Genomic DNA, 24,455 nt, shown 5'->3' on the forward strand with positions numbered 1-24,455 from the left:
GCGGCCGCTGCCGCCTGCTGTCGCAGCTCCGCGATCTCGGCCTCCTCCCGAGCCTTCGCGGCCTGCTTGCGAGCCACCGACCCGGACATCGCCGTGGCGGTCCCCGAGACGACGGCGGTGCGGGCGGCGAGGCCGATGAGGCCGGGTCGGCCGGCGCGGCGTGCGATGGGCGGCATACGTGTGCCCCTTCCGTGTGGAGGATTCAGGCTTCGAGGATGGCGACGAGCTCGTTGACGACGGGAGCGGGGATCCGCTCGGTCGTGATGACCCGGCCCCCGGAGGCGGCCAGCCGGTCGGCGAGGGCGCGGGCCCAGACATGCTCGATGACGAAGAGGGCGGCGCTCGTGCCCGGATCGAGCTGCTCGGCGATCGCGGCGATGTCGTCCTCGGCGAGGAGACCGGACAGGAGCGCGTTGAGGGGTGGCAGGCCCTGGTCGTCGGGGAGGTCTTCGTACTCGGTCACCGTGAGGTCACCGTCGGGGTCCTTGGCCACGATGACGATGTCGACGAGGTCGATCGTGTCCCGGGCGACGAGGTCGGCGATGGCCTCGACGACCGAGGGGTCGGGACCGGTGGCCGGCAGCGCGACGAAGAACAGCTCGACGGGACCGTGTCCCTCGGGCGATGCGACGGTCGTCGAAGGAGCCGAGGGCTCGGTGGTGGACATGACGCTCAGAGTAGGCCCTCGGAAGAAGGGTGTGAACCACCCGTGGGGAATGAGCCGGGTCCACCGGGGCCCGTCATCCGGGTGACCGACACGAGCGTGAGACCGAGGGCCTCGACCCGGTGGAGCAGGCCGTGCAGCCGGGCCTGGTCGACGACGTCACCCTCCAGCACGACGCCGTCCGTCGCCACGCTGCGCACGGTGAGCTCGGGGAAGTCCTCGAGCAGCTCGGTCGAGATCGGGTTGCCCAGCTCGATGCGGTAGTCCATCCGGGTCGCTCCTGCCGTCGCTCCTCGGCATCCTGCCGGAGTCGCGACATCCGTCCCTCCACCGTCGCGGGCGATTCCGGCTCCATCCGCCGGCTCCATCTGGGGGAGAGGAGCCCTCCCGGATCGGGGTGGAACCAGGGGCGCCGGGGGCGACTCAGAGGAGCCCGCGCCGACGTGCCTCGCGGACCGCCTCGTTGCGTCCCCCGACCCCGAGCTTGCGGTAGATGGCGCCGAGGTGGGTCTTGGCCGTGTTGATGCTGACGCCCCGGGCGTCGGCGATCTCCTTGACCGAGAGCATCGAGGGAAGGTCGCCGAGCAGCTCGAGCTCTCGTGGTGAGAGGGGGTGCGCATCGGTCATGGTGGTCGTTCGCGGGCGGGCGGCGAGCAGGTCGGCGACGAAGGCCTCGGCGAGACCGAATCGTCCCTGGTGGAGCAGCAGGAGCGGCTCGACGCCGGCCCAGGCGTCGAGGAACGGGCGCTGGCAGTTCTGCGGAGCCGCCCACTCCAGGGCGGCGCACAGCGACTCGAAGGCGCGGCCGTCGTTGCTGGCCGCGGCCTCCAGCGGCGCGGCGAGAAGGTGGGCGATGACCGTCGTAGTCGCCAGGTGCGTCGTCGTGCGGCCTCGCAGGACAGGGGCGAGGAGGCGCAGGGCGTCGGTCGTGCGACCCCGGGCCCGCATGACCTGCGCCCGCAGCGTCGCCGCCTCCGAGCTGCCGGGCAGCCGCTCCTCGAGACGGGTGGCCGCCTCGGTGGCCCAGCGGAACTCGCCGACGGCGAGCGCCATCCGCACCTCCTGGGGGCCGGCGTGGCCGCTGAGCGCCGGGGAGACCTGGTCGGCGACGGGGTCCTGCCAGATGGCGTGGAAGGCTTCGGCGGCGCGTCGTCGCTCCGGCCCGGACGCCGCCTCGAAGAGGGCCAGCTCGTGCATGGCGCGCACCCCCACCTCGACCTCGACGTTGTTGACACCGTCGAGCGCTCGCATACCGAGCCGCGCATACCGGGCCTGCCCGTCGACGTCACCGGTGAGGAAGGCGGTCCAGGCGGCGAGCAGGTAGGCGTAGGCGAGCCGCGGCGACTCGACCCAGCCGCGGCGGGTGGCGAACGTGATCGCCTCCTCGGCCCAGGCGAGCGTGTCGGGGAGGTCGCACATCGATCCCGCCATGCCGGACAGCTGCGAGAGGCTCCAGAGGACGAAGGGGTCGTAGTGCTCGGCGCGGGCGATGGACAGGGCCCGTCTGAGGTCGTCGACGGCCCCGGTGTAGTCGCCGGAGCGCATCCGTGCGGGTCCGCGGTATGCCCAGACCATGAGGTCGACGTCGCCGTCCCCCGTCGCGGGGAGCCCGAGGATCCCGGTGGCCTCGAGGGCCGCGCTCACGTCGCCACCGACGAGGGCCCGCTGGATGACGGCCGAGGCCCACATACCCCGGGTCCTCGGCCGATCGGGGCATGCGGCATGGCCGGCCGCGGCGAGCCAGCGGTCCGCCGCGGTCGGGTCACCGGTGTCGAGGCAGGCGAGAGCGGCGACCACCGCCACGGTGTCGTCCTGCAGGAGCGTCTCGGGCGCCGCGGCGAGGGTGTCTCGCACCATCGCCGCCTGGCCGGTGAGGATGAGGCGGAGGCCACGGCGGCGGACGATGCCGGCCAGGAGCTCCTCGTCGCCGGAGTGGAGGGCGTGCTCCAGGCCGGCCGCCGGGTGCTCATGGGCCTCGAACCAGTGAGCGACCGCGGCGTGCTGCCGCCCGGGGGCGAGGACGTCCTGACGCCGGAGCGTCGACTCCAGATAGGTCCGCAGCAGGCTGTGGTAGCGGTACCACGTCATGTCACCGGACTGGACGACGAGGGCGTTGGCGCGGCACAGCCGGTCCAGGAGCGCCCCGGCGTCGGAGCGTCCGGACAGCTCGGCGGCGAGCGCCACGGACAGCTGCTCAGGGATGCACGTGTCGAGGAGGAACCGGTGGAGGTCGGCCGGCAGGTGCTGCACGATCTCGGCGAAGAGGTAGTCCGCGACGGCGCGCTGGTCGCCCTCGAAGGCGGCGACGAACGCGGTGGGATCGGCCGTGTCGGACAGCGAGACGGCGGCCAGCCGGAGCCCGGCCGCCCAGCCCTCGGTGCGTGCGACGAGCCGGGCGACGTCGGCGCCGGAGAGGGCGACGCGGATCGCCGAGAACAGCTCGGCCGCCTCCGGCTCGGTGAACGCGAGGTCGGCGGCCCGGACCTCGTGGAGCAGCCCGGCGAGGCGGAGCCGGTGCAGGCTGACGGGCGGGTCCCACCGGGCGACGAGGACGACGCCGAGGCCGGGCGGCGGGTCGGCGAGGAGCAGGTCGAGACCGGCGAGGACGGCGGGGTCGGTGAGTCGCTGCGCGTCGTCGAGGACGAGCCACCGGGGCCCTCCCTCCTGGGACAGGATCGCGGCGACGGCGGCGACGAAGCCCGGCTCGACGGTGTCGCGCGGCGGGCTCAGCTCGTCGAGCGCCGCGGCGACGTCAGGCGTGGAGGCGGTCCGGAGGGCCTCGATGAGCGAGGACCAGAACTCGAAGGGCCGGTCGTCCCCGTCGACGAGGGAGAGCCACGCGATGGGCTCCTCGCGCACGGTGGCCTCTGCCGCCCAGGCGGCGACGAGCATGGTCTTGCCCGAGCCCGCCGGGGCACAGACGAGGGTCACCGGCCGGCTGCCCAGCTGGCCGTCGAGGAGCCGCTCCCGGCGGACGAGCCCGGCGGCGAGGCGCGGGACTCGCAGGCGGGTCGGGGTGACGAGCGCGCGCGATCCGCCCTCGTCCCTCGGCATCGAGCTCCCTCCTCCGCGCCTCGGCGCGGCAGCGGACGCAGAGCCGCGATGCCGGCCGGTTCTGAGGGGAGGATACCCACGGCCGGTGGCCGGCCGGGGAACCACCCACGCTGCGTGCCCATGGGGGCGGGCGACCACGCTGGGGGCCGGCGACCTCGGGTTGCCGGTCGGTCCGGCGGGTGGTTGGGTGAGGGCACCACCACGGTCCAGCAGGGGGCCGCCATCCGCGTGTCGGAGCGTGCCCGCCGGACCGACGTGCCCGCGCCGACCCCCTCGACCGAAGGGAGCGCATGGTGCGCGTCGGATACTTCCTGTCCTGCGAGGAGTACGGCCCTGACGAGCTCGTCGAGCAGGCCGTACTCGCCGAGCAGTCGGGCTTCCGCGGGCTCTGGATCAGCGACCACTACCACCCGTGGAACGACGAGCAGGGCCAGAGCCCGTTCGTCTGGTCCGTCATCGGCGCCATCTCCCAGGTCTGCGGACTCCCGGTGACGACCGCCGTCACGTGCCCGACCGTCCGGATCCACCCGGCCGTCGTGGCCCAGGCCGCGATGACGTCCGCGACGATGCTCGGCGGCCGCTTCACCCTCGGGGTCGGCTCGGGCGAGGCCCTCAACGAGCACATCCTCGGCGACCCGTGGCCGCACGCGGAGCGGCGTCTGGAGATGCTCGAGGAGGCGGTGGAGGTCATCCGGCGCCTGTGGAGCGGTGAGGTCGTCTCTCACGAGGGCGAGCACTACACGGTCGACACGGCGCGGATCTACACCCTGCACCGGCCGCCGCCGCAGATCTACATGTCGGCGTTCGGGCCGAAGGCTCTGGAGGTGGCGGCGCGCATCGGGGACGGGTTCATCACGACCCAGCCCGACGCGGAGTCGGTCCGCCGCTTCCGCGAGCTCAAGGGCTGGCACGCGCCGTGCATGGCCGGGTTCAAGGTCGCGTATGCCGAGACGGCCGAGGAGGGCCTCGACCACGCCTACCGTCTGTGGGCCAGCTCCGGGGTCCCCGGCGAGCTGTCGCAGGTCCTTCCCTCGCCGCAGCACTTCGAGCAGGCCGCGTCGCTCGTCACCCGCGAGTCGGTCGCCGACGCGACGGTCTGCGGCGACGACGTGCAGCAGCACCGGGCGGCGTTCGACCCCTTCGCGGACGCCGGGTTCGACGAGGTGTACGTCGCGAACATGGGACCGAACTACCGCAGGATGATCGAGTTCTACGGCGACGAGGTGCTCCCTGCGGTGAGCAGCTAGCGACCGATGAGCCGACCGACGGCGGAGTCCTCGAGATGGGCGAGGAGGTCGGACGGATCGCGCCACACCTCGGCGGCCCCGGCGGCGAGCAGCTCCCCGCGGCTGCTCGTGCCGCCGCACTCGACCCCGACGCACGGCATACCGATCCGTCGGCACGCCTCGACGTCCCACACCGCGTCGCCGACGAAGACGGCCGAGTCCGGCGTGAGGTCGGCTCGCTCGAGCGCGGCGGCGAGGATGTCGGGCGCCGGCTTGGAGGCCGCGGCGTCGTCGGAGGAGGTCGCGACGTCGATGGCGTCGTCCGCGCCGAGAGCCCCGCGAAGCACCGCGAGCTCGTGCTCCCCGGCCGACGAGGCGAGGACGACGACGAGACCGCGCACGGCGCACGCGCGCACCAGGTCGGCGGCGCTGTCGAAGGCGCGGACCCGGCTGTGCCACTCGGCATACAGGACCGCGTGGGCGGCGACGACGGCTTCGAGCTCCTCGGAGGGGAGGTCCTCGCCGAGGACCGAGGTGACGAGCCGCTCGGCGCCCATGCCGACGGCTCGGTGGACGACGGACGTCGGGCGGTGGAAACCGTTCTGCTCCAACGCCCGCGACCAGCACACGGCGTGGATGTATGCGGTGTCGACGAGGGTTCCGTCGACGTCGAAGAGGACCCCTGTGCGTGTCACGGGACCAGGATGCCGCAGGTCTGCCCGTCGCGCTCGGACAGCTCTCGAGGCGCGCCGGTGACACCGGCCGGGCGGGACGCGGAGGGAGGAGCGGGGTGCGACTGAGACGCAGCGTGCTCGACGGGCCCTGTATCAGGCGGCGACGTCGTGGCCGAGGGTTCGGCTACGTCGGACCCGGCGGCGCTGTCGTCGGCGACGCGGACCGGGCCCGCATCGAAGCCCTCGTCATCCCACCGGCCTGGACCGACGTGTGGATCTGTCCCGCACCGAACGGCCACATCCAGGCGACGGGGGTCGACGACGCGGGTCGCACGCAGTACCTCTACCACCCGGCGTGGGCGGAGCGCCGGTCCGCGGCCAAGTTCGAGCGGGTGCGCGCGCTGGCCCGGCTCCTCCCGTCCGTCCGGCGCCGGCTCGCGGAGGACCTCGCCGCGTCCGGTCTGGACCGGACGCGGGTCGTCGCGGGCGCCCTGACCCTCATGGATGCCGGGATGTTCCGCACGGGCGGGGAGGAGTATGCCGTCGCCAACGGCTCCCACGGCGTCGCCACCCTGCTCCGGGAGCACGCGACGGTCCACCGGGGGACGACCGCGTTCCGCTTCCCCGCGAAGTCCGCGCAGGTCGCCGACATCGCGCTCGACGATCCGCAGGTCGCGCGGCTCGTGTCGTCGCTCAAGCGGACCCGGGGCGGCTCGGACCGGCTGCTGCGCTACCGCGACGACACGGGCGTCTGGCACGACGTCACGGGTCCCGACCTCAACGCCGCGCTCAAGGACCTCGCCGGGGAGGAGTTCACCGTCAAGGACCTGCGCACCTGGGCGGCGACGTCGCTCGCGGGGCTGACCCTCGCCGGCCTGGACCCCGACGTGTCCGCGGCCGAGCATCGGCGGCAGCAGCGGGAGGCCTGCCGCCGGGTGTCCGAGCAGCTGGGCAACACCCCTGCGGTCGCCCGTCGCTCGTACGTCGACCCCGACGTGTTCGAGGCGCACGACGCCCACCGCACGGCGCGGCCCTCGCTCCTGCAGACCCTGGGACCGGAGGACCGGAGGCGGCTGCTGGCCGGCGACACCGACGCGATCCGCGACCGTGCCGCGGTGGAGCGCTCGGTGCTGCGCCTGCTGGAGAGGGAGTCCCGCCGCCGTGGGCGCCGGGCCGGGACGCTGTCAGCCGCCGAGTGACGCTCGGGAGTCGGCCAGTGACAGGTACAGGTGCCGCGGATCGGTGGGGAAGCGCCCGAGACCGAGCTTCTCGTAGAAGATGGCGGCCTGCTCGTGCAGGGGTGGACGAGGAGGATGCGCACGCCGATGCGATCAGCGGCGGCGAGCGTCGAGACGATCGCCGCCGCGGACCAGGAACCTGCCGAGGCCGGATCCTTGCGCCGTGGTGTCCACGGCGAGTCGATCCAACAGCACGGCGGGCCCTGCCACGGGCATTGATGGTGGCGATCCGGGAATTGCGAGTCATGGCCCCAGACATCCGATCGGGATGACGTGGACGCCGTCTTCGCGGCGGTACGCGTAACTGCCGTTGCCGATGATGACACCGAGGAAGGCGGGCTCCCCATGCCGGCTCGCATCCACCTTCGCCGCGAAGCGCAAGAGAGATTCCGCGGCCTTGTCCACCGCGTCGTGGCCGAGCTTGATCTCGAAGGCGCCCCACGTGTTGTCGCGAACGTTGACGATGGCGTCGATCTCCTGCCCGTTGGAATCACGCCAGGAGTTGACACTGCCCCCGACCGAGCGTTCGACACACCCGCCCAATACCCGGACCTGTGTTTGGAGCGGGGAGGCGCGGGTATCGAGCACGGCGTGGGCTCCGAGAACTCGGTGAGCAGGTTCTCGCCGGGAGTGATCGGGTCGCGTGCCCTGGTCATGGCCGCGCTCCTCCCGGTGATAGTCGGTGATCCCGACGTCACGTGCGCCGTTCGAGTATGCCGGGAGCGTGCTCCGCAGGGCCGACCGACCGGGGCCGATCAGCGGTCGGGGGTCCGCGGCGTGACGGCCCGGGTGAGCTGACGGATCTCGGAACGGAGGTCGGACACCTCGGCCCGGAGGGCGTCGATGTCGCGCAGCGTCGCCTGCTGGACGGCGGCCTCGTCGTCGGCGACCCGGCGGAGGAACCAGGAGGCGAACGAGGCGGTGACGATGCCGAGGAGGGCGACCCCGCAGATCATCAGCCCGGCCGCGACGATGCGGCCGGTGAACGTCACGGGGTAGAGGTCGCCGTACCCGACGGTCGTCATCGTCGTGATCGACCACCAGAGGGCGTCCCCGAAGGTCGTGATGGTGGCCTTCGGCGCTCCCCGCTCGGCGTCGAGGACGGCGAGGGAGGAGACGAGGAGCACCCCGAGGGTCCCCATCGTCACGTAGGTCGCGACGCGGCCCCGCAGCGTCGAGCCGGCCCGGCGGTTGACGACGGAGATGAGGGTGACGACCCGCAGGGCGCGCAGCGGCCGCCACAACGGGAGGGCGACGAGGGCGAGGTCGAGGACGTGGGTCCGGACGAAGTGCGCGCGACGCCGAGCGAGGAGGAGCCGGGCCGCGTAGTCGACGCCGAAGGCCGCCCACGTCACCCAGGAGACGATCGAGAGAGCCCGGACGACCGGATCGGCGAGATGTGTGTCGAGGATGGGCACGGCATACGCGACGATGAAGACGACGGCGGCGATCGTGAGGGGCAGCTCGGCGCGGTCGCGCCAGCGGTCGTACCGCGAGAGTGCCGCCATGATGCTCGACGGTAGGTCGCCACCCCGGGCGCCCGGTGGGAGAACGCTGGACGGCTGCTGGAGGTCGGAGTCCGGCACGTAACATACCCGTGACGTGGGCGACACACCCGGTGTCCCGACCACCCCCTAGGCTCACGACTCGTGAGCGAGGACGTCTCGTCGTCGTTGTTCGACGACTACCGCACGAGCGGGCCGGCCTGGGACGAGATGCTGGCCGCGCCCGGCGTCGCCCGGGCCCCGTACAAGCCGGTCCACCACACCCTCCGGTCGATGTCGGCGACCTCGATGCGCGAGCGCGCCGAAGCCCTCGCGCGGACCTACCTCGACCAGGGCGTCACCTTCGACCACGCCGGCGAGGAGCGGCCGTTCCCCCTCGACGCCGTGCCCCGGGTCATCTCCCCGGAGGAGTGGGAGACGATCGAGTCCGGAGTCGCCCAGCGGGTGCGGGCGCTCGAGTCCTTCCTCGACGACATCTACAGCAGGGAGGGCGAGTTCCCGCGGGCCGTGCACGAGGGGATCATCCCGTGGTCACTCATCGCGACCTCGAGCCACTTCCACCGGGCCGTCGCCGGCATCCGCCCCTCGAACGGCGTGCGCATCCACGTGGCCGGCATCGACCTCATCCGCGACGAGAAGGGGGCCTTCCGCGTCCTGGAGGACAACGCGCGCGTGCCGAGCGGCGTGAGCTACGTCATCGCCAACCGCCGGGCCATGACCAACGTCTTCCCGGAGGCCTTCGCGACGATGCGGATCCGGCCGGTCCACGAGTACCCCCAGATGCTCCTGCAGGCGCTCCGGGCGGCGGCACCCGACGGCACGAGCGACCCGACCGTCGTCGTCCTCACCCCCGGCGTCCACAACAGTGCCTACTTCGAGCACGCCCTCCTGGCCCGGATGATGGGCGTCGAGCTCGTCGAGGGCCGCGACCTGGTCTGCAGGGGCGGCCAGGTCCGGATGCGTACGACCCGCGGCGAGCAGCCGGTCGACGTCATCTACCGACGCATCGACGACGACTTCCTCGACCCCGTCCACTTCCGCGGCGACTCCGTCCTCGGCGTCGCGGGACTCGTGTCGTCGCTGCGCGCGGGTCGGGCGACCCTCGCCAACGCGATCGGCAACGGCGTCGCGGACGACAAGCTCATCTACTCCTACCTGCCGGACCTCATCCGCTTCTACCTCGACGAGGACCCGATCCTGCCCAACGTCGACACCTACCGGTGCAACGAGCCGCAGGCGCTCGACGTCGTCCTCGGCCGGCTCGAGGAGATGGTCGTCAAACCGGTCGACGGGTCCGGCGGCAAGGGCCTGGTCATCGGACCCCGCGCGAGCGGAGCGCAGCTCGACGCGCTGCGCCGCACGCTCCTGGACGACCCCCGCGGCTGGATCGCCCAGCCGGTCGTCCAGCTGTCGACGGTCCCCACCCTCATCGAGGGCAGCCTGCGCCCCCGGCACGTCGACCTGCGTCCCTTCGCGGTCAACGACGGCGACCGGATCCGGGTCCTTCCCGGAGGCCTCACGCGGGTGGCGCTGCCCGAGGGAGAGCTCGTCGTCAACTCCAGCCAGGGCGGTGGGTCGAAGGACACGTGGGTGCTCGCCGGGCGCGGCTCCCCGGCGTCGGCACGGGCTCCGATCGACACCCTCGAGACACGCGAGGTCGTCGTCATGAGCGCGCCGACCGCACCTCGCGACGACGGGATCGTCACCACCCAGCAGCAGCAACAGCAACAGTCCTCGCGAGGCGGTGGACTCCCGTGCTGAGCCGGATCGCCGAGTCGTTGCTGTGGATCGGACGCTACATCGAGCGCGCCGACGGCACCGCCCGCATCGTCGACGTCCTGCGCCTGCAGCTGCTGGAGGACCCGGCCACCTCGGAGTCCGCCGCGGCGCGGCAGGTCCTCGCCGTCATCATGGGTATGCCGTGCGCGGACGACGTCGGCTTCGCCGACGTGGGGGAGCGGCTCGTCTTCTCCGAGCGCAGCCCGAGCTCCATCACGGCCTCGTGGCTGGCGGCCCGGGAGAACGCCCGGCGCGCCCGGGAGACGCTGTCCACCGAGCTGTGGGAGGCCATCAACACGACGTGGCACCGGTCGAACGGTCTCGGCCGGCACGCCGTGACCGAGCGCCACCTGTCGTGGGTCCGGGAGCGCGCGGCCCTCGTCTCGGGCATCGCGGACTCGACGATGATCCACGACGACGCGTGGGACTTCCTCGTCCTCGGCCGGGCGCTCGAGCGGGCCGACATGACCGCCCGGCTCGTCGCGTCCGGCGGCCCCCAGCGCGGAGGGGCCCCGTGGGCCGCGGTCCTCAGCAGCTGTGGCGCCACGCAGGCCTTCCTCCGCAGTCAGCGGGGCCTGTTCACCGAGGACCTGGCGGCGACCTTCCTCGTCCTCGACCGCGGCTTCCCGCGGTCGGTCGTCTTCGCCCTCCGGCTCGCCGAGGCGTGCCTGCAGAACCTCTCGCCGGAGTCCCGGCGGACGGGGGTCTCCGACGAGGCGCGCCGCCACCTCGGCCGTATCCGGACCTCGCTCGAGTACCGGCCGACGCCGGACATCCTGGAGGACCTGCCGGCGCAGATGCAGCGCGTCCAACGGGCCGTCATGTCGGCGGACGCCGCCATCCGGACCCGCTACTTCCAGGCCACTCCCACGACGACCTGGACCGAGGAGCTCGTCTGACATGCGCCGCTATCGCATCGTCCACACGACCGTCATGAGCTACGACGAGCCGGTCAGCGCCTCCCACAACGAGATCCGGATGAGCCCACTCAACGAGCCGGGCCAGACGACGCTGGAGAACCGCATCCGGGTGCGACCGATGACGTGGAGCCACGTCTACCGCGACCACTGGGGAACCCATGTCACGGCCATGGAGTCGCTGGCCACGCACGACCGGCTGGAGATCGACGTGACGAGCACCGTCGAACGGACGGCGGCCCCGGACACCGGTCCCTCGCCGGGCTGGTCGGCCCTCGCGGACCCGGTCCTGCAGGACCGCAGCGTGGAGTGGCTGCGCACCACGGGCCGGACGGCGCCCGGCCGTGGGATCGTCGACCTCGCCCGGAGCGTGGGCGACGCGGCGACGCCCCGGGACGCCGCGGCGCAGCTCGCCGAGCGCATCCGGACGACGATGGTCTACGAGCGCGGCGTCACGACGGTCCAGGACAGCGGCGAGACCGCCTGGAGCCGGGGGTACGGCGTGTGCCAGGACTTCGCCCACATCGCCGTCGCGGCGCTGCGACACCTCGGTGTCCCGGCGCGGTACGTCAGCGGCTATCTCGCCCCGGACCGCGAGGCCGCCGTCGGCGAGAGCAGCGAGGGGGAGAGCCATGCCTGGCTGGAGCTGTGGGACGGCGGCTGGCTGCCGCTCGATCCGACGAACGGCACGGCGGTCGGCCTCGACCACGTCGTCGTCGCGCGCGGCCGCGACTACGCGGACGTGCCGCCGTTCAAGGGCGTCTACTCCGGGCCGGGCGTCGCCTCGCTCGACGTCACCGTCCGGTTCACCCGCCTCGCCTGACCGCCTCCGTCCCGCCCGGCCCTGTCCCGCCCCGGCCGATGGGCCACTGCTCCTAGGATCGGCTGATGGGTTGGGCCAGGGTCGGCGACCGCGTCGCGCGTGACGTCGTCGACGTCCGCACCGACCTGGCCGGCCTCACCGAGGGGTTCTGGGTCCTCGTCGTCACCTTCGAGGGGGCGGTCACCGCGGTGCGGTTCGCCGACGTCCGGCCCGCTCCGGTCCTCCGGGCCGACGGTGTCTGGCGTCCGCTGAGGGAACCGTGGACCACGAGCCTCGACGAGGCGGCATACGTCGCAGCCGTCACCGAGGTCCGTCGACGCATCGCCGCCGGCACCGTCTACCAGGTCAACGTCTGCCGGGTCCTCTCCCACCCGCTGGGCGACGACGCATCCGTCGGGGCGTTGGGATCCCTTCTGGCACAGGGGAATCCGGCACCGTATGCGATGACCGTCGAGGCTCCCGAAGCCGGCCTGGAGGTGGCCTGCGCGTCCCCCGAGGCATACTTCCTACGGACCGGGAGCCGCATCGTGTCGTGTCCGATCAAGGGGACGGCCGCGACGGCCGAGCGGATGCTCCCCAAGGACTACGCGGAGAACGTCATGATCGTCGACCTCGTGCGCAACGACCTGTCCCACGTGTGCCGCCCCGGCACCGTGGCGGTCGAGCGCCTCTGCGGCATCGAGGAGCACCCGGGGCTCGTCCACCTCGTGTCCGACGTCTCCGGCCGGCTCCGCGACGACGCCGGCTGGTCACGGATCATCGGCGCGACCTTCCCTCCCGGCAGCGTGAGCGGCGCACCCAAGTCGACCGCCCTCGAGGCGATCGCCGACCTCGAACCCGTCCCGCGGGGTCCGTACTGCGGTGCCGTCGGCTGGGTGGACGCCGACGCGGGGACGGCCGCCCTCGCGGTGGGGATCCGGACCTTCTGGGCGGAACGCGACGAGACCGGCCGCCGGTGGCTGCGGTTCGGCACCGGCTCCGGCATCACCTGGGGCTCCGACCCCGTCGGCGAGTGGCGCGAGACGGAGCTCAAGGCGGCCCGTCTCGTCGGCCTCGCCTCCGGCGGCGTGGCGACCCGGGGCGGCACACTGGCATGACGACGACGGGGAGGCGGGTGGGATGAGGGAGCGGTTCGACCCGCTCGCGGGCGTGCGGGCCGCGGTCGAGGAGGAGTACGACGTTTTCGTCTGGGGCACCGTCTTCCTCGACATCATCTTCTCCGGCCTGCGGCGGATGCCGTCCTCGGGCACCGAGGAGTGGGCCGACGGCATGGCGTCCTGCCCGGGCGGCATCGCCAACCTCGCCATCGCCGCGCGACGCCTCGGGCTGCGGACCTCGCTCGCCGCGGCCTTCAGCGACGACGACTACGGGGACTTCTGCTGGCGCACCCTGGCGGAGCAGGAGTTCGTCGACCTGTCGCGCTCCCGCCGGTTCGACGGGTGGCACACCCCCGTCACCGTGTCGATGTCCGTCGAACGCGACCGGAGCATGGTGACGCACGGTCATCCACCGCCCATCCCGGCCACCGAGATGATCGGGCGCCCACCCCGCAGCAGCGTCGTCATGGTCGACCTCGCCGAGGACGACCACGCCGAGGGGGCCTCGGCCGGGTCCTGGGTCGATCTCGCCCGCGAGGACGGCGCGCTCGTCTTCGCCGACGTCGGCTGGGACGCGAGCCAGGCCTGGCCGCTGTCCGTCCTCGACCGCCTCGAGCACTGCCATGCCTTCCTGCCGAACGCGACGGAGGCGATGGCATACACCCGGGCCCCGACCCCCCAGGACGCCCTCTACGTCATCGCCGACCGCGTCCCGCTCGCCGTCGTCACCGACGGTGCGCGGGGCGCCATGGCCATCGACTCCTCGACCGGCGAGGAGGCCCAGGTCCCCGCCCTGCGGGTCCACGAGCTCGACCCGACGGGGGCGGGCGACGTCTTCGGCGCCGCCATGGTGCTCGGGACGTTGGCCCGGTGGCGGCTCGCCGACCGGCTCGCGTTCTCCGCGCTCTGCTCCGCGCTCGCCCTCCAGCAGTTCGGTGGGTCGCTGGCCGCGCCGGGCTGGGGCGACATCAAGGACTGGTGGTCCCACCTGCGCGCCATCCGGACGAACGACAGCTACACCCAGTCGCTCCGCCGCCGCTACGCGTTCCTCGACGACATCGCCTCCCAGGTGCCCGCGGAGGAGTATCGGCGGGCCACGGCGACGATCGCCCGCCGGGCCGACGTCGGCGGCCCCTTCTGAACCTCGTCAGTCGCCGGCGATGCCGGTGCGCTCGACGCCCTCGACGATCCAGCGCTGGAGGAAGAGGAACATGAGCAGGAGGGGGAGGATCGCGATGAGGGCGGCCATGAAGAGCTGGGCGAGGTCGACGCGCTGCGCGGTGAGATAGGTCGACAGGGCGATCTGCACCGTCCACGAGCTCGGGTCGCGTCCGATGACGAGGGGCCAGAGGAAGGCGTTCCAGGACCCGATGAAGGTGATCGTCCCGATCGCGGCGACGAAACCGCCGGAGTTCGGCACGACGATCCGCCAGAACGTCCCCCAGTAACCGAGGCCGTCGAGGAAGGCCGCCTCCTCGATCTCCTTGGGGAAGGACAGGAAGAACTGGCGGAACAGGAAGGTCGCGAGGGCCTGGAACAGCCCGGGGATGATGAGCCCGCGCAGCGTCGAGATCCAGCCGAGGGTCGAGACGAGGACGAAGCTCGGGACGAAGGTGACCGCCGCCGGGATGAGCAGCGTCGCGGTGATCGTGTAGAAGACGGCGTTCGACCAGCGGTAGGGGATGCGGGCCAGGCCGTATCCGGCGAGCCCGGAGAGGACGAGGACGCCGATCGTCTGGACGACGGAGATGGCGACGGAGTTGGCCAGCGCCCGTGCCATCGGCACGGCGGGGTCGTCGAACACACCGGTGACGTTCGACCACTGCCAGTGCGGCGGCAGCCAGTACCAGTCCGGCGCCGTGAGGTCGGTGTCGCTCATGAACGCGTTGCGGACGAGCAGGTAGAAGGGGATGAGGAAGAGCGCCGAGGCGACGCCGAGCCCGGCGTACCGCGCGACGGACCACGCGCGCTGCGTCGGCGAGCGGACGATGGCCATGGGTCAGTCCGCCGCCCGTCCGATGCCCGTGAGCCGGCCCTGGACGAGCGCGACGATCGCGATGAGCAGGGTGAGGATGACCGCGCCCGCGCTGCCGTGCCCGAAGTCCTGACCCGACCCGAGGGCCGTGTAGTAGAGGTACACGAGGGGCGGTCTCGCATACGGGGGGTAGCCGCCGAAGGTGGACAGGATGTTGAAGAACTCGTCGAAGGCCTGGAAGGCGTTGATGAGGAGCAGGAGGATGACGGCCGTCGAGGCGGGGCGCAGCTGGGGCAGGGTGATGTGCCGGAACACCTGGAACCCCTGGGCGCCGTCGATCGCCGCGGCCTCGTAGAGCGTCGGCGAGATCCGTTGCAGCGCAGCGAGGAACAGGATCATGTAGAAGCCGACCTGCAGCCACAGCCGGACCGTGACGAGGACGAGCCAGTACCACGGCGGGTGCGTCACCGACAGGAAGGGGATGCTGTCGCGCCCGAGCCAGCCGAGGACGGTGTTGACGAGCCCGAAGCGGACGCCGGAGAAGATCGACATCTTCCAGATGAGAGCGGCGACGACGTAGGAGCACGCGACGGGCATGAAGAACACGGAGCGGAAGAAGGCCCGCATGACCCGTGTCCGGGCGACGAGCAGCGCCGCGCCGAGCGACAGGACGAACGTCGTCGGGACGATGAACGCGGCGAAGACGATGAAGGTGAGCAGGCTGCTGCGGAAGGCCGGGTCCCGCAGCATGTCGACGTAGTTGCCGAGACCCACGAAGCGCGATGGCGTCACCGTGTTGTACGCGTCGAAGAACGACAGGTAGATGCTCCACGCGATGGGCACGTAGACGAAGACGAGCAGCCCGAGGACGAACGGCCCGACGAACACCCAGAACCACAGGGTGCGGTCCTGCGGACCCCGGAGGCGGCGGGCCAGCGAGGGCCGCCCGGGCCTCTCCGGGGTCGTGACGGCGCTCAGGCCGTGACCCGCTTCAGCTCGGCGTCGGCCACCGTCTGGCACGCCGCGATCTGCTTCTCCGGGTCGGCACCGTCCTTGACGATCTTGGTCATCATGTCGGTGAAGGCGGTCTGGCACTTGGGCGTCCACAGGAGCGGGGTCTGCGCGTGACCGTTGTCGACGGCATACTGCGCCGCATCCTTGGCCGGACCCGACTGGAGCGTCTTCGCCTTGGAGAGAAGGCTCTTGCGTGAGGGGATGTGGAAGCCGTAGGCCGTCGCGAAGTCGAGCTGGTCGTCGGTCTGGTCGATCCACAGCCACTTCGCGAAGGCCTTGGAGGCGTTGACGTCCTTGGCCCGCGCGCTGACGCACGAGCCGTATGCGCCGACGGGCACCGACTTCGCACCGCCGTCCATCGCCGGCCAGGGGACGCAGCCGAAGTCGTCGGACAGGCCCTTGGTGATGTCGGGGAAGGTCCACAGCCCGGTGAACTGCATGGCGGTGAGCCCCTGGGTGAGGGCGGACGGGTCGAACCAGTCGGCGGGCGCGCCGAGGAGGAGGTCCTTGCTCGTGAAGAGGGTGCGCAGGACGGTAAAGGCCTGGGCCGCCTTCGGGTCGTCGAACCCGAACGTGTTGTCGTCGGTGAGGTAGTCCAGTCCCGCCGACCACAGCATGGGGCCGCCCATGAGACCGGCGCCGCCGTCGTTGCCGAGGAAGAGGCCCTTCACCTTCGAGCCCGTCAGCTCCTTGGCGGCCGAGACGAGGTCGTCGATGGTCTCCGGCGGCTGGACGCCCGCCTTGTCGAGCATCGACTTCCGGTAGACGAGCAGCTGCATGTCGATGACCTGGGGGATGGCCCAGATCTTGTCCTGGTAGGTGAACCGCTTGAGGATGGCGTCGTTGAAGTCGCTCCTCGCGTCGCCGAAGAGGTCCGTCAGGTCGACGACCTGGTTGCCCTTGATCATGTCGATCGTCGGGCCGTTGCCGTACTCGAAGACGTCCGGCCCGCTGTTCGTCAGGAGCGACGCGGCGGTCGACTGGTCGTAGTCGCCCGGCTTCCATGTGACGGTGACCTTCGCCGCGGGGTAGGCCTTGGCATACCGCTCGACCGCCTGCTGCGTGCCGGCCTCGCCGTACTGGTGGTACCACTGCGCGATGGCGGGCTTGCCTTCGCCACCGGTCGTCGTCGAGGAGCTCTGCCGGCCGGTGTTGCCGCCGCACGCCGCGAGGGTGGCCGAGGCGAGCGCCGTGCCCCCGATGCCGAGGAGGACACGGCGGCGGTCGATCCGGGTCGAGGCGAGGTCGGACATGGGCGGTCCTTTGCGTCAGCCGGGCCGGGGCCCTGCACCCCAGACGGTCCTTCGACGGTATCGCGGGGGTGGTGTTTGAGAGGCTTGGGACATGCCAGTGCAGATCCACGCCTGGGTGGACGGACGGCTCGTCGACCCCGACGAGCCGTCGGTGCCCGCCCTCGACCACGCGGTGACCGTCGGGGACGCCGCCTTCGAGACCCTCAAGGTGGAGGACGGCCGGGCCTTCGCCCGCAGTCGCCACCTGCGTCGCCTCGAGCGGACGCTCGCGGGACTCGGGCTGCCGCCGCCCGATCCGGCGCGCGTCGACGAGGGCTGCGCGGCCGTCCTCGCCGCCGGCGCACCGCTGGAGTTCGGGCGGCTGCGCTACACGGTGACCGGCGGAGCGGGACCCCTCGGGTCGGACCGGGGAAGCAGCCCGCTGCGCTACATCGTCACCGCCGGGCCGCAGCTGCGCCCGCCGGCGACGGCGACGATCGCCACGGTGCCCTGGGTGCGCAACGAGCGGTCCGCGACGGCGGGGCTCAAGACGACGTCGTATGCCGAGAACGTCGTCGCTCTCGCGTACGCCAAGGAGCGCGGCGCCATCGAGGCGATCTTCGGGAACACCCGGGACGAGCTGTGCGAGGGGACGGGCACGAACATCGTCCTCGTCCGCGACGGCCGCCTCGTCACCCCGCCGCTGACGTCCGGCTGCCTCGCCGGCGTGACCCGCGAGCTGGCCCTCGAATGGGCCCGCGAGTCCGGGCTCGAGGTCCGCGAGGAGGCGGTGCCCATGAGCTCCGCCCACGAGGCGGACGAGGTCTTCATCACCTCCTCGACGAAGGACGTCCTCCCCGTCGCCCGGTGGGACGAGGTGACGTATGCCGCGCCGGGCCCGGTCACCGCGCGTGTCGCCGAGGTGTTCGCCAAGCTCGCAGGGGAGAGACTGGACCCGTGACGAACCCCGAGCGGGGCAGGCCCGAAGGGACCGCCCCCGACGCCGGCCGTCCGGAGTCGGCGCCCCATGACCCCGTCGCGTCCGAGTCCACCGAGGAGGACCTCCCCGGCCCCGACTGGGGCTGGCGTCGCCGGCTGCGGCGGAACAAGCCGTTGTACTCGGCATACCGGATCGTCGTCTTCGTCGTCGGGCTCGTCGTCGTCCTCGGCGGTCTCGCCCTCGTCCCGCTCCCCGGGCCGGGCTGGGCGCTGGTGATCCTCGGCCTCGTCATCTGGGCCTCGGAGTTCGAGAAGGCTCGGGCGGTCCTGGAGTTCGTCAAACGACAGGTGCGACGCTGGAACGACTGGATCATGGCGCAGCCGATATGGGTCCGGATCGTCGTCGGCCTGCTCACCGCTGCGTTCGTCGGCTTCGTCGTGTGGTGCGTCCTCAAGGTGGGCGGCATCCCCGGTTTCGTCCCCGACGGCGCGACCGGGTGGCTGCACACCCACCTGTGGCTCTAGGCACTTCCGCCCGCTCGACACCGAGGAGTCGGCCGCCGTGATCGCCTCGTCCTGTGCACGTGATGGAGTGGATCAACCCAGCGGCGTCGATGGTCGGCTCTGATTTATGTACTACAATGAGGTGCAATACATAAATCAGAGCCGACAGGGGATGAGATGGCCCGCGTGAGGGTGCATCCCCGCGTGCTGACCAAGCGGCCCCAGCTCGAGACGATGGATATCGTCTACGCGTTCGAGAACACGCTCCGCACCAGGGCGCGCGACACGGACCCGGTCCGTTGGGTCGGCGTCGGAGTCGATCCCCACGGTCAGCTTCTGGAGTACGTCGCCGTGGAGGACGAGCCCGGCGGATGGCTGATCTATCACGCGATGCCCGCCACGACGAAGGTTCTGCGAGAAGTCGGTCTGAGGAGGTAACGAACATGACCAAGTACACCGCGGCGAACGGGATACCGTTCACCGACGAGGACATCGATCGCTGGGCTGCCCAGGACGAGTCCGAGGAGGGCTACACGGGCACGCATCTCGGGCCGTCCCGGCCCGGCCGGCCCGTGAGCGTCGGCGAGACGGCCCGTCCCTTCACGCTCCGCCTGGACGCGGCGCGCCGGGCACGGCTCGATGCGGCCGCTCATGAGCGGCACATGACCGCATCCCAGCTCATGCGCGAACTCATCGACTCGCTGTGACCGTGGGCGGGGTGGTCACCACCCCACCCACGGTCCAGTATCCGGGTCACGAGGAGGCGGACCTCCTGGTGCGTTGTCGTCAGCGGCGGACGTCGTAGCGGTCGAGGTCCATGACCTTGGCCCACGCGGTCGCGAAGTCGCGGACGAACTTCTCCTCGGCGTCGTCGGACGCGTACACCTCGGCGACGGCCCGCAGCTCGGAGTTCGAGCCGAAGACGAGGTCGACCCGGCTGCCGGTCCACCGGACCTGCCCGTCGGTGTCCCGCATCTCGAAGGTGTCCGACGCCTCCGACGTCGGCCTCCACGTCGCGTCGAGGTCGAGGAGGTTGACGAAGAAGTCGTTCGTCAGCTGGCCCGGGCGATCGGTGAGGACGCCGACCGTCGACCCGCCCTGGTTGGCGCCGAGGACGCGCAGTCCGCCGACGAGGACCGTCAGCTGCGGAGCGGTGAGGGTGAGCAGGTTCGCCTTGTCGACGAGGAGGTACTCCGCCGGGAGGCGGTTCCCCTTGCCGAGGTAGTTGCGGAACCCGTCGGCCTTCGGCTCGAGGTAGCCGAAGGAGTCGATGTCCGTCATCTCCTGGGTGGCGTCGACGCGACCGGGCGTGAAGGGAACCTCGATCTCATGGCCCGCGTCCCTCGCCGCCTTCTCGACGGCCGCGTTGCCGCCGAGGACGATGAGGTCGGCGAGGGAGACCTTCCTGGTGCCCTGCGCGTTGAAGGACTCCTGGATGCCCTCGAGGACGCGGAGCACCGTCGCGAGCTGGGCCGGGTCGTTGACCTCCCAGCCGGACTGCGGCTCGAGCCGGATGCGCGCCCCGTTGGCGCCGCCCCGCTTGTCGCTGCCGCGGAAGGTCGACGCGGAGGCCCAGGCCGTCGAGACGAGCTGGGCGACGGTGAGTCCGGAGGCGAGGATCTGCTCCTTGAGGGCCGCGAGGTCGGCGGCCTCGATCGGGTCGCCCTCGGCCGCGGGCAGCGGGTCCTGCCAGATGAGCTCCTCCGTGGGGACCTCGGGCCCGAGGTAGCGCGCGACGGGGCCCATGTCGCGGTGGGTCAGCTTGAACCACGCGCGGGCGAATGCGTCGGCGAACTCCTCGGGGTGGTCGAGGAAGCGGCGGGAGATCTTCTCGTAGATCGGGTCGAACCGGAGCCCGAGGTCCGCGGTCAGCATCCGCGGCTCGCGCTTGCCGTCGCCGAAGGCCTCCTGGACGAGGTCGGCGCCGGCGCCGTTCTTCGGCCGCCACTGGTAGGCGCCGGCCGGGGACTTCGTGAGCTCCCAGTCGTAGGCGAAGAGGATGTGGAAGTACTCGTTGTCCCAGCGCGTCGGGTGGTAGGTCCACGTCACCTCGATGCCGGAGGTGATGGCATCCGAGCCTTTGCCGGTGCCGAAGGAGCTCTTCCAGCCCAGGCCCTGCTGCTCCAGCGGCGCGCCCTCCGGCTCCGGCCCGACGGCGTCGGCCGGCCCGGCGCCATGCGTCTTGCCGAAGGTGTGCCCACCGGCGATGAGCGCGACGGTCTCCTCGTCGTTCATCGCCATCCGGCCGAACGTCTCGCGGATGTCGCGGGCCGACGCCACCGGGTCGGGGTTGCCGTTCGGTCCCTCGGGGTTGACGTAGATGAGGCCCATCTGGACGGCGGCGAGGGGGTCCTCCAGCTCGCGGTCGCCGGTGTACCTCTCGTCGCCGAGCCACGTCGTCTCCGGGCCCCAGTACACGTCGTCGTCGGGCTCCCAGACGTCGGTCCGGCCGCCGCCGAACCCGAAGGTCTCGAAGCCCATCGTCTCGAGGGCGACGTTGCCGGAGAGGACCATGAGGTCACCCCAGGACAGCTTGCGGCCGTACTTCCTCTTGACCGGCCAGAGCACCCGGCGCGCCTTGTCGAGGTTGGCGTTGTCGGGCCAGCTGTTGATGGGGGCGAACCGCTGCTGACCGGTGCCGGCGCCGCCGCGGCCGTCGTGGACGCGGTACGTCCCCGCCGCGTGCCACGCCATCCTGATGATGAGCGGGCCGTAGTTGCCGAAGTCGGCCGGCCACCAGTCCTTGGAGTCGGTGAGGACGGCGGCGATGTCCTTCTTCACCTCGGCGAGGTCGAGGGAGAGGAACTCCTCCGCATACGAGAACCCCTCATCCATGGGGTCGGCCTCGGTGGGGTTCTTGGCGAGGATCTTCAGGTTGAGGCGCTGCGGCCACCACTCCTGGTTGCCGCTGCCCTCGGTGGGGTGGACGCGGCGGTCGTGGAGGACGGGGCAGCCCTCGGACTTCTCGTCGTTCATGTCGCCGACGACGGCGTCATGGTGCTTCTCGGACATGCGGTTCCTTTCAGGGCCTTGCGGTGGTGGGGGAGGTGGGGGAAGGGATCCGGCAGTCGGGGCACAGGCCCCAGTAGATGACCTCGGCCTCGTCGATGAGGAAGCCGTGGTCATCGGAGGCGGCGAGGCACGGGGCCTCGCCGACGGCGCAGTCGGCGTCGGCGATGGCGCCGCAGGACCGGCATACGACGTGGTGGTGGTTGTCACCCACGCGAGCTTCGTACCGCGCGACCGAGCCCAAGGGCTGGATGCGGCGCAGGAGGCCCGCCGTCGTCATGGTCCGCAGCGAGTCGTAGACCGCCTGGTGCGACACATCGGGCAGGTCGACGCGGACGGCGGCGATGATCGAGTCGGTGTCCGCGTGCGGGTGCGTGTGGACGGCGTCGAGGACCGCGACGCGCGGTCGCGTCACCCGCAGGCCGACGCTCCGCAGGCGCTCGGGGTGGTCGGCTGTCGTCGTCACAGTGAAACTCTGGTCCATTTTCTTGATCGAGTCAAGAATCGGACACTCCATGGACGGTATGCGGGCAGCCGGCGACGCACTCCGGCGTCACCGGAGCCGGGCGGGGTCGAGCCGTCGGCGGACGCGCGCGATCGACGACGACGATGCGGCGGGTGGACGACAGAGGTTGGCGCGACATCGCCTTGTTCGGTGCCTCCGCGAGGATCTAGCGTCGATGAGGTAAGGCTCAGCTGACCTGGCAGGAAGGACTGTCCGTGCCGCTCCTCCTCGAGGAGGGACTCGTCATGCCGTCGAGGACCCTCCCGGTCGACGAGAATCCGCCTGTCGTCGACGCGTTCGCCGAGATCGTCGACGAGCTCACCCGGCGCGGCCTGCTCGCCGGCGGCCTCACCGCGGCGGCCGCCCTCGGCCTCTCGGCGTGCGGCACGCAGGAGCCGGCGGCTCCCTCGCCCACCGCGTCGACCCGCACGGTGAGGACGGTCGACGGCACCGTCTCGGTGCCGGCCGACCCACGGCGCGTCGTGTGCATCGACTACTTCACGGGGATCTTCCTCGTCGAGCTCGGCCTCACCCCCGCCGGTGGCATCGACTACTCCTGGGTCGACGACGGAAGCATGTTCCCGGCCTACGTGCCGATCCTCAAGCGGATTCCGAGCATCGGGGAGATCACCTCGACGAAGATCGAGAAGGTCACCGCGCTCCATCCGGACCTCATCCTCGGCCCGACGCCCGGCAGTCGGTACGACAACTCCAAGGGCGCCATGAAGACCCTGACGTCCGTCGCGCCCGTCGCCTCGGTCGACTTCGGCGCGACGGGGGACTGGCGCGGACCCTTCGAGCAGACCGCGAACCTCGTCGGCCGGACCGCGCGACTCGCGCCGCTCGTCGCCTCCTACCGGAAGGCCGTCGAGACCGCGAAGAAGACGTATGCGGACGTGCTCGCTTCGACGGTCGTCTCCGTCGTCGACTACAGCCAGGACGGGGTGTTCGCCCTCGACCTGCCGCGGTCGACCGACGGGGTGGTCCTCGCCGACCTCGGCGTCCGGTTCGGGACCGCGAGCGCCGACAACGGCAGCAGCACCAAGGAGCTGTCGCTGGAGCTCCTCGACGAGCTGGCCGACTCCGATCTCATCCTCTACCGCGCCGACGCGTCCGGCGCCCCGACGAACGGCCTGGAGAAGGTCGTGACGCGGCAGGCGTGGAAGGACCTGCCCGCCGTCCGGGCGGGGCATACCTACCCGATCGGCTGGGCGGACGTGTGCACCTACCGGTGGGCGGAGGCGGCCATCGCCGATCTCACGCGCATCCTCGACACCTACCGCAGGCAGTCCTGAAGCCGTTCTCCCGGAGGCCCGGTGCTTCCCGGGGTGGCCACCATCTGGACGATTCCTGGCCGCCTGTCGCCTGCGCAAACGGTTGACCGCTAGCCTTTCGACCCTTCACGTCGCGTATGGCGCGATCTATCCGGATTGAAGGTGTCATGAGGCATATTCCCGCGTTTGCTCGTGCTGTGCCGGCGACGCTTGTCGGTGCCATGGCTCTGAGCCTCGGGGGAGTCATCGTCCCGCCGGCGGCGTATGCGGCCCCGCCGGGCGCCTGCACCCCGGCGGACCCCGGCAGCACGGTGACCTGCACATACACCGACGGTGGCGAGCACGACTTCACCGTCCCTGACGGGGTGCGGAGCCTGTCCGTCACGGCGGTCGGGGCGCCGGGCGGCACCGGTGCCTACGCGGCAGGGCAGGGGGTGCCCGGCGGGTCGTCCGGTCCTGGCGGACGCGGGGCCTCGGTCGTCGCCTCCGTCGCCGTCACGCCCGGCGCCGCGCTCTTCGTCGAGGTCGGGACGCCGGGTGCCGACGGAGGCGCTGTCCCTGACCGGTGCCTGGGCGGGACGGGGGGCGCCCCGGGTGGAGGCGACGGCGGGTCAGGCCGGTGCTACGTCTCCGGTGGGGGTGGTGGCGGTGGCGGCGCGTCCGCCCTCCAGACCGAGCCGACCACCTCCGCGGCGTTGACCGCCGGACCCGACGACCCACGGCTCGTCGTGGCCGGCGGCGGCGGTGGCGGGGGCGGGGCCTCGACGACCACCCTGTCCGGCGCGGAGGTCCGCGGCACCGGCGGTACGGGAGGTGACGCCGGTGTGGCGAGCGTGACCGGGGCGGGGCCCGGTGGCGCCGGATCCGGTTGTATCGCCCCCTCGTCGGACCCCGGCAACGTCGGCGGGAACGGCGGTCCGGGCGGAGTCGGTGCCGGGGGTGGTGCCGGTGGCGCCGGCTCGGCAGTCTGTCGTGGACGAGGGCCGGGGCCCGCCGGTACCGCCGGCACGGCCGGGGCCGGCGGGG

The 24,455-nt window shown here is 71.9% G+C and carries 23 protein-coding genes and 1 pseudogene; 13 read left to right on the forward strand and 11 right to left on the reverse strand.

Features of this window, described 5'->3' with window-relative positions; translation table 11 throughout:
• Positions 1 to 202: 202 nt before the first annotated feature.
• The 3 genes from BN12_RS04365 to BN12_RS04375 all read right to left on the reverse strand — a co-directional run bounded on the left by BN12_RS04365 (position 203) and on the right by BN12_RS04375 (position 3,718).
• On the reverse strand, positions 203 to 667 hold the full coding sequence (locus tag BN12_RS04365; protein WP_048550375.1) for a DUF6325 family protein: 465 nt from the start codon (positions 665 to 667) through the stop codon (positions 203 to 205).
• 5 nt (positions 668 to 672) lie between these two features.
• On the reverse strand, positions 673 to 933 hold the full coding sequence (locus BN12_RS04370) for a hypothetical protein (protein ID WP_048550377.1): 261 nt from the start codon (positions 931 to 933) through the stop codon (positions 673 to 675).
• Positions 934 to 1,087: 154 nt separating this feature from the next.
• Positions 1,088 to 3,718, reverse strand: a complete 2,631-nt coding sequence (locus tag BN12_RS04375; RefSeq protein WP_048550378.1) for a LuxR C-terminal-related transcriptional regulator — start codon at positions 3,716 to 3,718, stop codon at positions 1,088 to 1,090.
• Positions 3,719 to 4,008: 290 nt separating this feature from the next.
• On the opposite strand from BN12_RS04375, the gene BN12_RS04380 reads away from it, so the two are divergent.
• Positions 4,009 to 4,965, forward strand: a complete 957-nt coding sequence (locus BN12_RS04380) for a TIGR03557 family F420-dependent LLM class oxidoreductase (RefSeq protein ID WP_200901144.1) — start codon at positions 4,009 to 4,011, stop codon at positions 4,963 to 4,965.
• Here the strand turns inward: BN12_RS04380 and BN12_RS04385 are convergent.
• Complete coding sequence (locus tag BN12_RS04385; RefSeq protein WP_083454410.1) at positions 4,962 to 5,639, reverse strand: HAD family hydrolase; 678 nt, start codon at positions 5,637 to 5,639, stop codon at positions 4,962 to 4,964. The genes BN12_RS04380 and BN12_RS04385 overlap by 4 nt on opposite strands.
• 95 nt (positions 5,640 to 5,734) lie before the next feature.
• Here BN12_RS04385 and BN12_RS04390 point away from each other — a divergent pair, with 95 nt between their 5' ends.
• Entirely contained in the window at positions 5,735 to 6,817 is a 1,083-nt protein-coding gene (locus BN12_RS04390; protein WP_048550382.1) for a DNA topoisomerase IB, read from the forward strand.
• 282 nt (positions 6,818 to 7,099) lie between these two features.
• Here the strand turns inward: BN12_RS04390 and BN12_RS04400 are convergent, their stop codons facing one another.
• Both BN12_RS04400 and BN12_RS04405 read right to left on the reverse strand, forming a co-directional pair.
• Positions 7,100 to 7,444, reverse strand: a complete 345-nt coding sequence (locus BN12_RS04400; protein WP_157635342.1) for a hypothetical protein — start codon at positions 7,442 to 7,444, stop codon at positions 7,100 to 7,102.
• Positions 7,445 to 7,611: 167 nt separating this feature from the next.
• Complete coding sequence (locus tag BN12_RS04405; RefSeq protein ID WP_048550388.1) at positions 7,612 to 8,364, reverse strand: potassium channel family protein; 753 nt, start codon at positions 8,362 to 8,364, stop codon at positions 7,612 to 7,614.
• A gap of 207 nt (positions 8,365 to 8,571) precedes the next feature.
• On the opposite strand from BN12_RS04405, the gene BN12_RS04410 reads away from it, so the two are divergent.
• The 5 genes from BN12_RS04410 (at position 8,572) to BN12_RS04430 (ending at position 14,118) form a co-directional block, all read left to right on the forward strand.
• Complete coding sequence (locus tag BN12_RS04410; RefSeq protein ID WP_083454924.1) at positions 8,572 to 10,122, forward strand: circularly permuted type 2 ATP-grasp protein; 1,551 nt, start codon at positions 8,572 to 8,574, stop codon at positions 10,120 to 10,122.
• Positions 10,116 to 11,039: an alpha-E domain-containing protein gene (locus BN12_RS04415; protein WP_048550390.1), complete on the forward strand. Its 924-nt coding sequence runs from the start codon at positions 10,116 to 10,118 to the stop codon at positions 11,037 to 11,039. Before BN12_RS04410 ends, BN12_RS04415 begins: the two co-directional genes overlap by 7 nt.
• A 1-nt stretch (position 11,040) precedes the next feature.
• Complete coding sequence (locus tag BN12_RS04420; RefSeq protein WP_048550392.1) at positions 11,041 to 11,880, forward strand: transglutaminase family protein; 840 nt, start codon at positions 11,041 to 11,043, stop codon at positions 11,878 to 11,880.
• Between the two features lie 65 nt (positions 11,881 to 11,945).
• A complete protein-coding gene (locus BN12_RS04425; RefSeq protein WP_048550394.1) occupies positions 11,946 to 12,977 on the forward strand; it encodes a chorismate-binding protein in 1,032 nt (343 codons plus the stop codon).
• A 22-nt stretch (positions 12,978 to 12,999) separates the two neighbouring features.
• Positions 13,000 to 14,118 carry a PfkB family carbohydrate kinase gene (locus tag BN12_RS04430; protein WP_048550396.1) on the forward strand — a complete coding sequence of 373 codons (1,119 nt, stop codon included), beginning with the start codon at positions 13,000 to 13,002 and terminating at the stop codon, positions 14,116 to 14,118.
• A 6-nt stretch (positions 14,119 to 14,124) separates the two neighbouring features.
• On the opposite strand, the gene BN12_RS04435 is transcribed toward BN12_RS04430, so the two are convergent.
• From BN12_RS04435 to BN12_RS25740, 3 genes are read right to left on the reverse strand one after another with little or no spacing between them, the layout of a single operon-like run.
• Positions 14,125 to 14,973 carry a carbohydrate ABC transporter permease gene (locus tag BN12_RS04435; protein ID WP_048550398.1) on the reverse strand — a complete coding sequence of 283 codons (849 nt, stop codon included), beginning with the start codon at positions 14,971 to 14,973 and terminating at the stop codon, positions 14,125 to 14,127.
• Between the two features lie 3 nt (positions 14,974 to 14,976).
• The gene (locus tag BN12_RS25735) at positions 14,977 to 15,972 is read right to left on the reverse strand and encodes a carbohydrate ABC transporter permease (RefSeq protein ID WP_235432298.1); all 996 of its coding nucleotides are present in this window, start codon (positions 15,970 to 15,972) and stop codon (positions 14,977 to 14,979) included.
• Positions 15,927 to 17,219 carry an ABC transporter substrate-binding protein gene (locus tag BN12_RS25740; protein ID WP_048550400.1) on the reverse strand — a complete coding sequence of 431 codons (1,293 nt, stop codon included), beginning with the start codon at positions 17,217 to 17,219 and terminating at the stop codon, positions 15,927 to 15,929. Before BN12_RS25740 ends, BN12_RS25735 begins: the two co-directional genes overlap by 46 nt.
• Positions 17,220 to 17,310: 91 nt before the next feature.
• Here BN12_RS25740 and BN12_RS04450 point away from each other — a divergent pair, with 91 nt between their 5' ends.
• From BN12_RS04450 to BN12_RS04465, 4 genes are all read left to right on the forward strand, one after another.
• Positions 17,311 to 18,159 carry an aminotransferase class IV gene (locus BN12_RS04450; protein WP_048550402.1) on the forward strand — a complete coding sequence of 283 codons (849 nt, stop codon included), beginning with the start codon at positions 17,311 to 17,313 and terminating at the stop codon, positions 18,157 to 18,159.
• The gene (locus BN12_RS04455; protein WP_235432299.1) at positions 18,156 to 18,662 is read left to right on the forward strand and encodes a PGPGW domain-containing protein; all 507 of its coding nucleotides are present in this window, start codon (positions 18,156 to 18,158) and stop codon (positions 18,660 to 18,662) included. The genes BN12_RS04450 and BN12_RS04455 overlap by 4 nt, the downstream gene beginning before the upstream one ends.
• Positions 18,663 to 18,845: 183 nt before the next feature.
• Positions 18,846 to 19,079, forward strand: coding sequence for a hypothetical protein (locus tag BN12_RS04460; protein WP_235432300.1), 234 nt, complete (start codon positions 18,846 to 18,848; stop codon positions 19,077 to 19,079).
• Positions 19,080 to 19,084: 5 nt separating this feature from the next.
• Positions 19,085 to 19,348: a DNA polymerase II gene (locus tag BN12_RS04465; RefSeq protein ID WP_048550406.1), complete on the forward strand. Its 264-nt coding sequence runs from the start codon at positions 19,085 to 19,087 to the stop codon at positions 19,346 to 19,348.
• 79 nt (positions 19,349 to 19,427) lie between these two features.
• On the opposite strand, the gene katG is transcribed toward BN12_RS04465, so the two are convergent.
• Together katG and BN12_RS04475 are read right to left on the reverse strand one after the other, a co-directional pair.
• The gene (gene katG / locus BN12_RS04470; RefSeq protein ID WP_048550409.1) at positions 19,428 to 21,653 is read right to left on the reverse strand and encodes a catalase/peroxidase HPI; all 2,226 of its coding nucleotides are present in this window, start codon (positions 21,651 to 21,653) and stop codon (positions 19,428 to 19,430) included.
• Between the two features lie 10 nt (positions 21,654 to 21,663).
• A complete protein-coding gene (locus BN12_RS04475; protein ID WP_083454412.1) occupies positions 21,664 to 22,134 on the reverse strand; it encodes a Fur family transcriptional regulator in 471 nt (156 codons plus the stop codon).
• A 236-nt stretch (positions 22,135 to 22,370) separates the two neighbouring features.
• On the opposite strand from BN12_RS04475, the gene BN12_RS04480 reads away from it, so the two are divergent.
• Together BN12_RS04480 and BN12_RS26005 are read left to right on the forward strand one after the other, a co-directional pair.
• The gene (locus BN12_RS04480) at positions 22,371 to 23,450 is read left to right on the forward strand and encodes an ABC transporter substrate-binding protein (RefSeq protein WP_048550412.1); all 1,080 of its coding nucleotides are present in this window, start codon (positions 22,371 to 22,373) and stop codon (positions 23,448 to 23,450) included.
• 200 nt (positions 23,451 to 23,650) lie between these two features.
• Positions 23,651 to 24,455: pseudogene (locus tag BN12_RS26005) on the forward strand (hypothetical protein); the annotation flags it as partial.

The organism is Nostocoides japonicum T1-X7 (genome assembly GCF_001046855.1).
Lineage (GTDB): Bacteria > Actinomycetota > Actinomycetes > Actinomycetales > Dermatophilaceae > Nostocoides > Nostocoides japonicum.

Bases quoted from the DNA above. Each gene is read 5' to 3' on its own strand.
- BN12_RS04365 (WP_048550375.1), bottom strand. From the start codon at position 667: ATGTCCACCACCGAGCCCTCGGCTCCTTCGACGACCGTCGCATCGCCC.
- BN12_RS04370 (WP_048550377.1), bottom strand. From the start codon at position 933: ATGGACTACCGCATCGAGCTGGGCAACCCGATCTCGACCGAGCTGCTC.
- BN12_RS04375 (WP_048550378.1), bottom strand. From the start codon at position 3,718: ATGCCGAGGGACGAGGGCGGATCGCGCGCGCTCGTCACCCCGACCCGC.
- BN12_RS04380 (WP_200901144.1), top strand. From the start codon at position 4,009: ATGGTGCGCGTCGGATACTTCCTGTCCTGCGAGGAGTACGGCCCTGAC.
- BN12_RS04405 (WP_048550388.1), bottom strand. From the start codon at position 8,364: ATGGCGGCACTCTCGCGGTACGACCGCTGGCGCGACCGCGCCGAGCTG.
- BN12_RS04410 (WP_083454924.1), top strand. From the start codon at position 8,572: ATGCTGGCCGCGCCCGGCGTCGCCCGGGCCCCGTACAAGCCGGTCCAC.
- BN12_RS04420 (WP_048550392.1), top strand. From the start codon at position 11,041: ATGCGCCGCTATCGCATCGTCCACACGACCGTCATGAGCTACGACGAG.
- BN12_RS04425 (WP_048550394.1), top strand. From the start codon at position 11,946: ATGGGTTGGGCCAGGGTCGGCGACCGCGTCGCGCGTGACGTCGTCGAC.
- BN12_RS04430 (WP_048550396.1), top strand. From the start codon at position 13,000: ATGAGGGAGCGGTTCGACCCGCTCGCGGGCGTGCGGGCCGCGGTCGAG.
- BN12_RS04435 (WP_048550398.1), bottom strand. From the start codon at position 14,973: ATGGCCATCGTCCGCTCGCCGACGCAGCGCGCGTGGTCCGTCGCGCGG.
- BN12_RS25740 (WP_048550400.1), bottom strand. From the start codon at position 17,219: ATGTCCGACCTCGCCTCGACCCGGATCGACCGCCGCCGTGTCCTCCTC.
- BN12_RS04450 (WP_048550402.1), top strand. From the start codon at position 17,311: ATGCCAGTGCAGATCCACGCCTGGGTGGACGGACGGCTCGTCGACCCC.
- BN12_RS04465 (WP_048550406.1), top strand. From the start codon at position 19,085: ATGACCAAGTACACCGCGGCGAACGGGATACCGTTCACCGACGAGGAC.
- katG (WP_048550409.1), bottom strand. From the start codon at position 21,653: ATGTCCGAGAAGCACCATGACGCCGTCGTCGGCGACATGAACGACGAG.
- BN12_RS04475 (WP_083454412.1), bottom strand. From the start codon at position 22,134: ATGGACCAGAGTTTCACTGTGACGACGACAGCCGACCACCCCGAGCGC.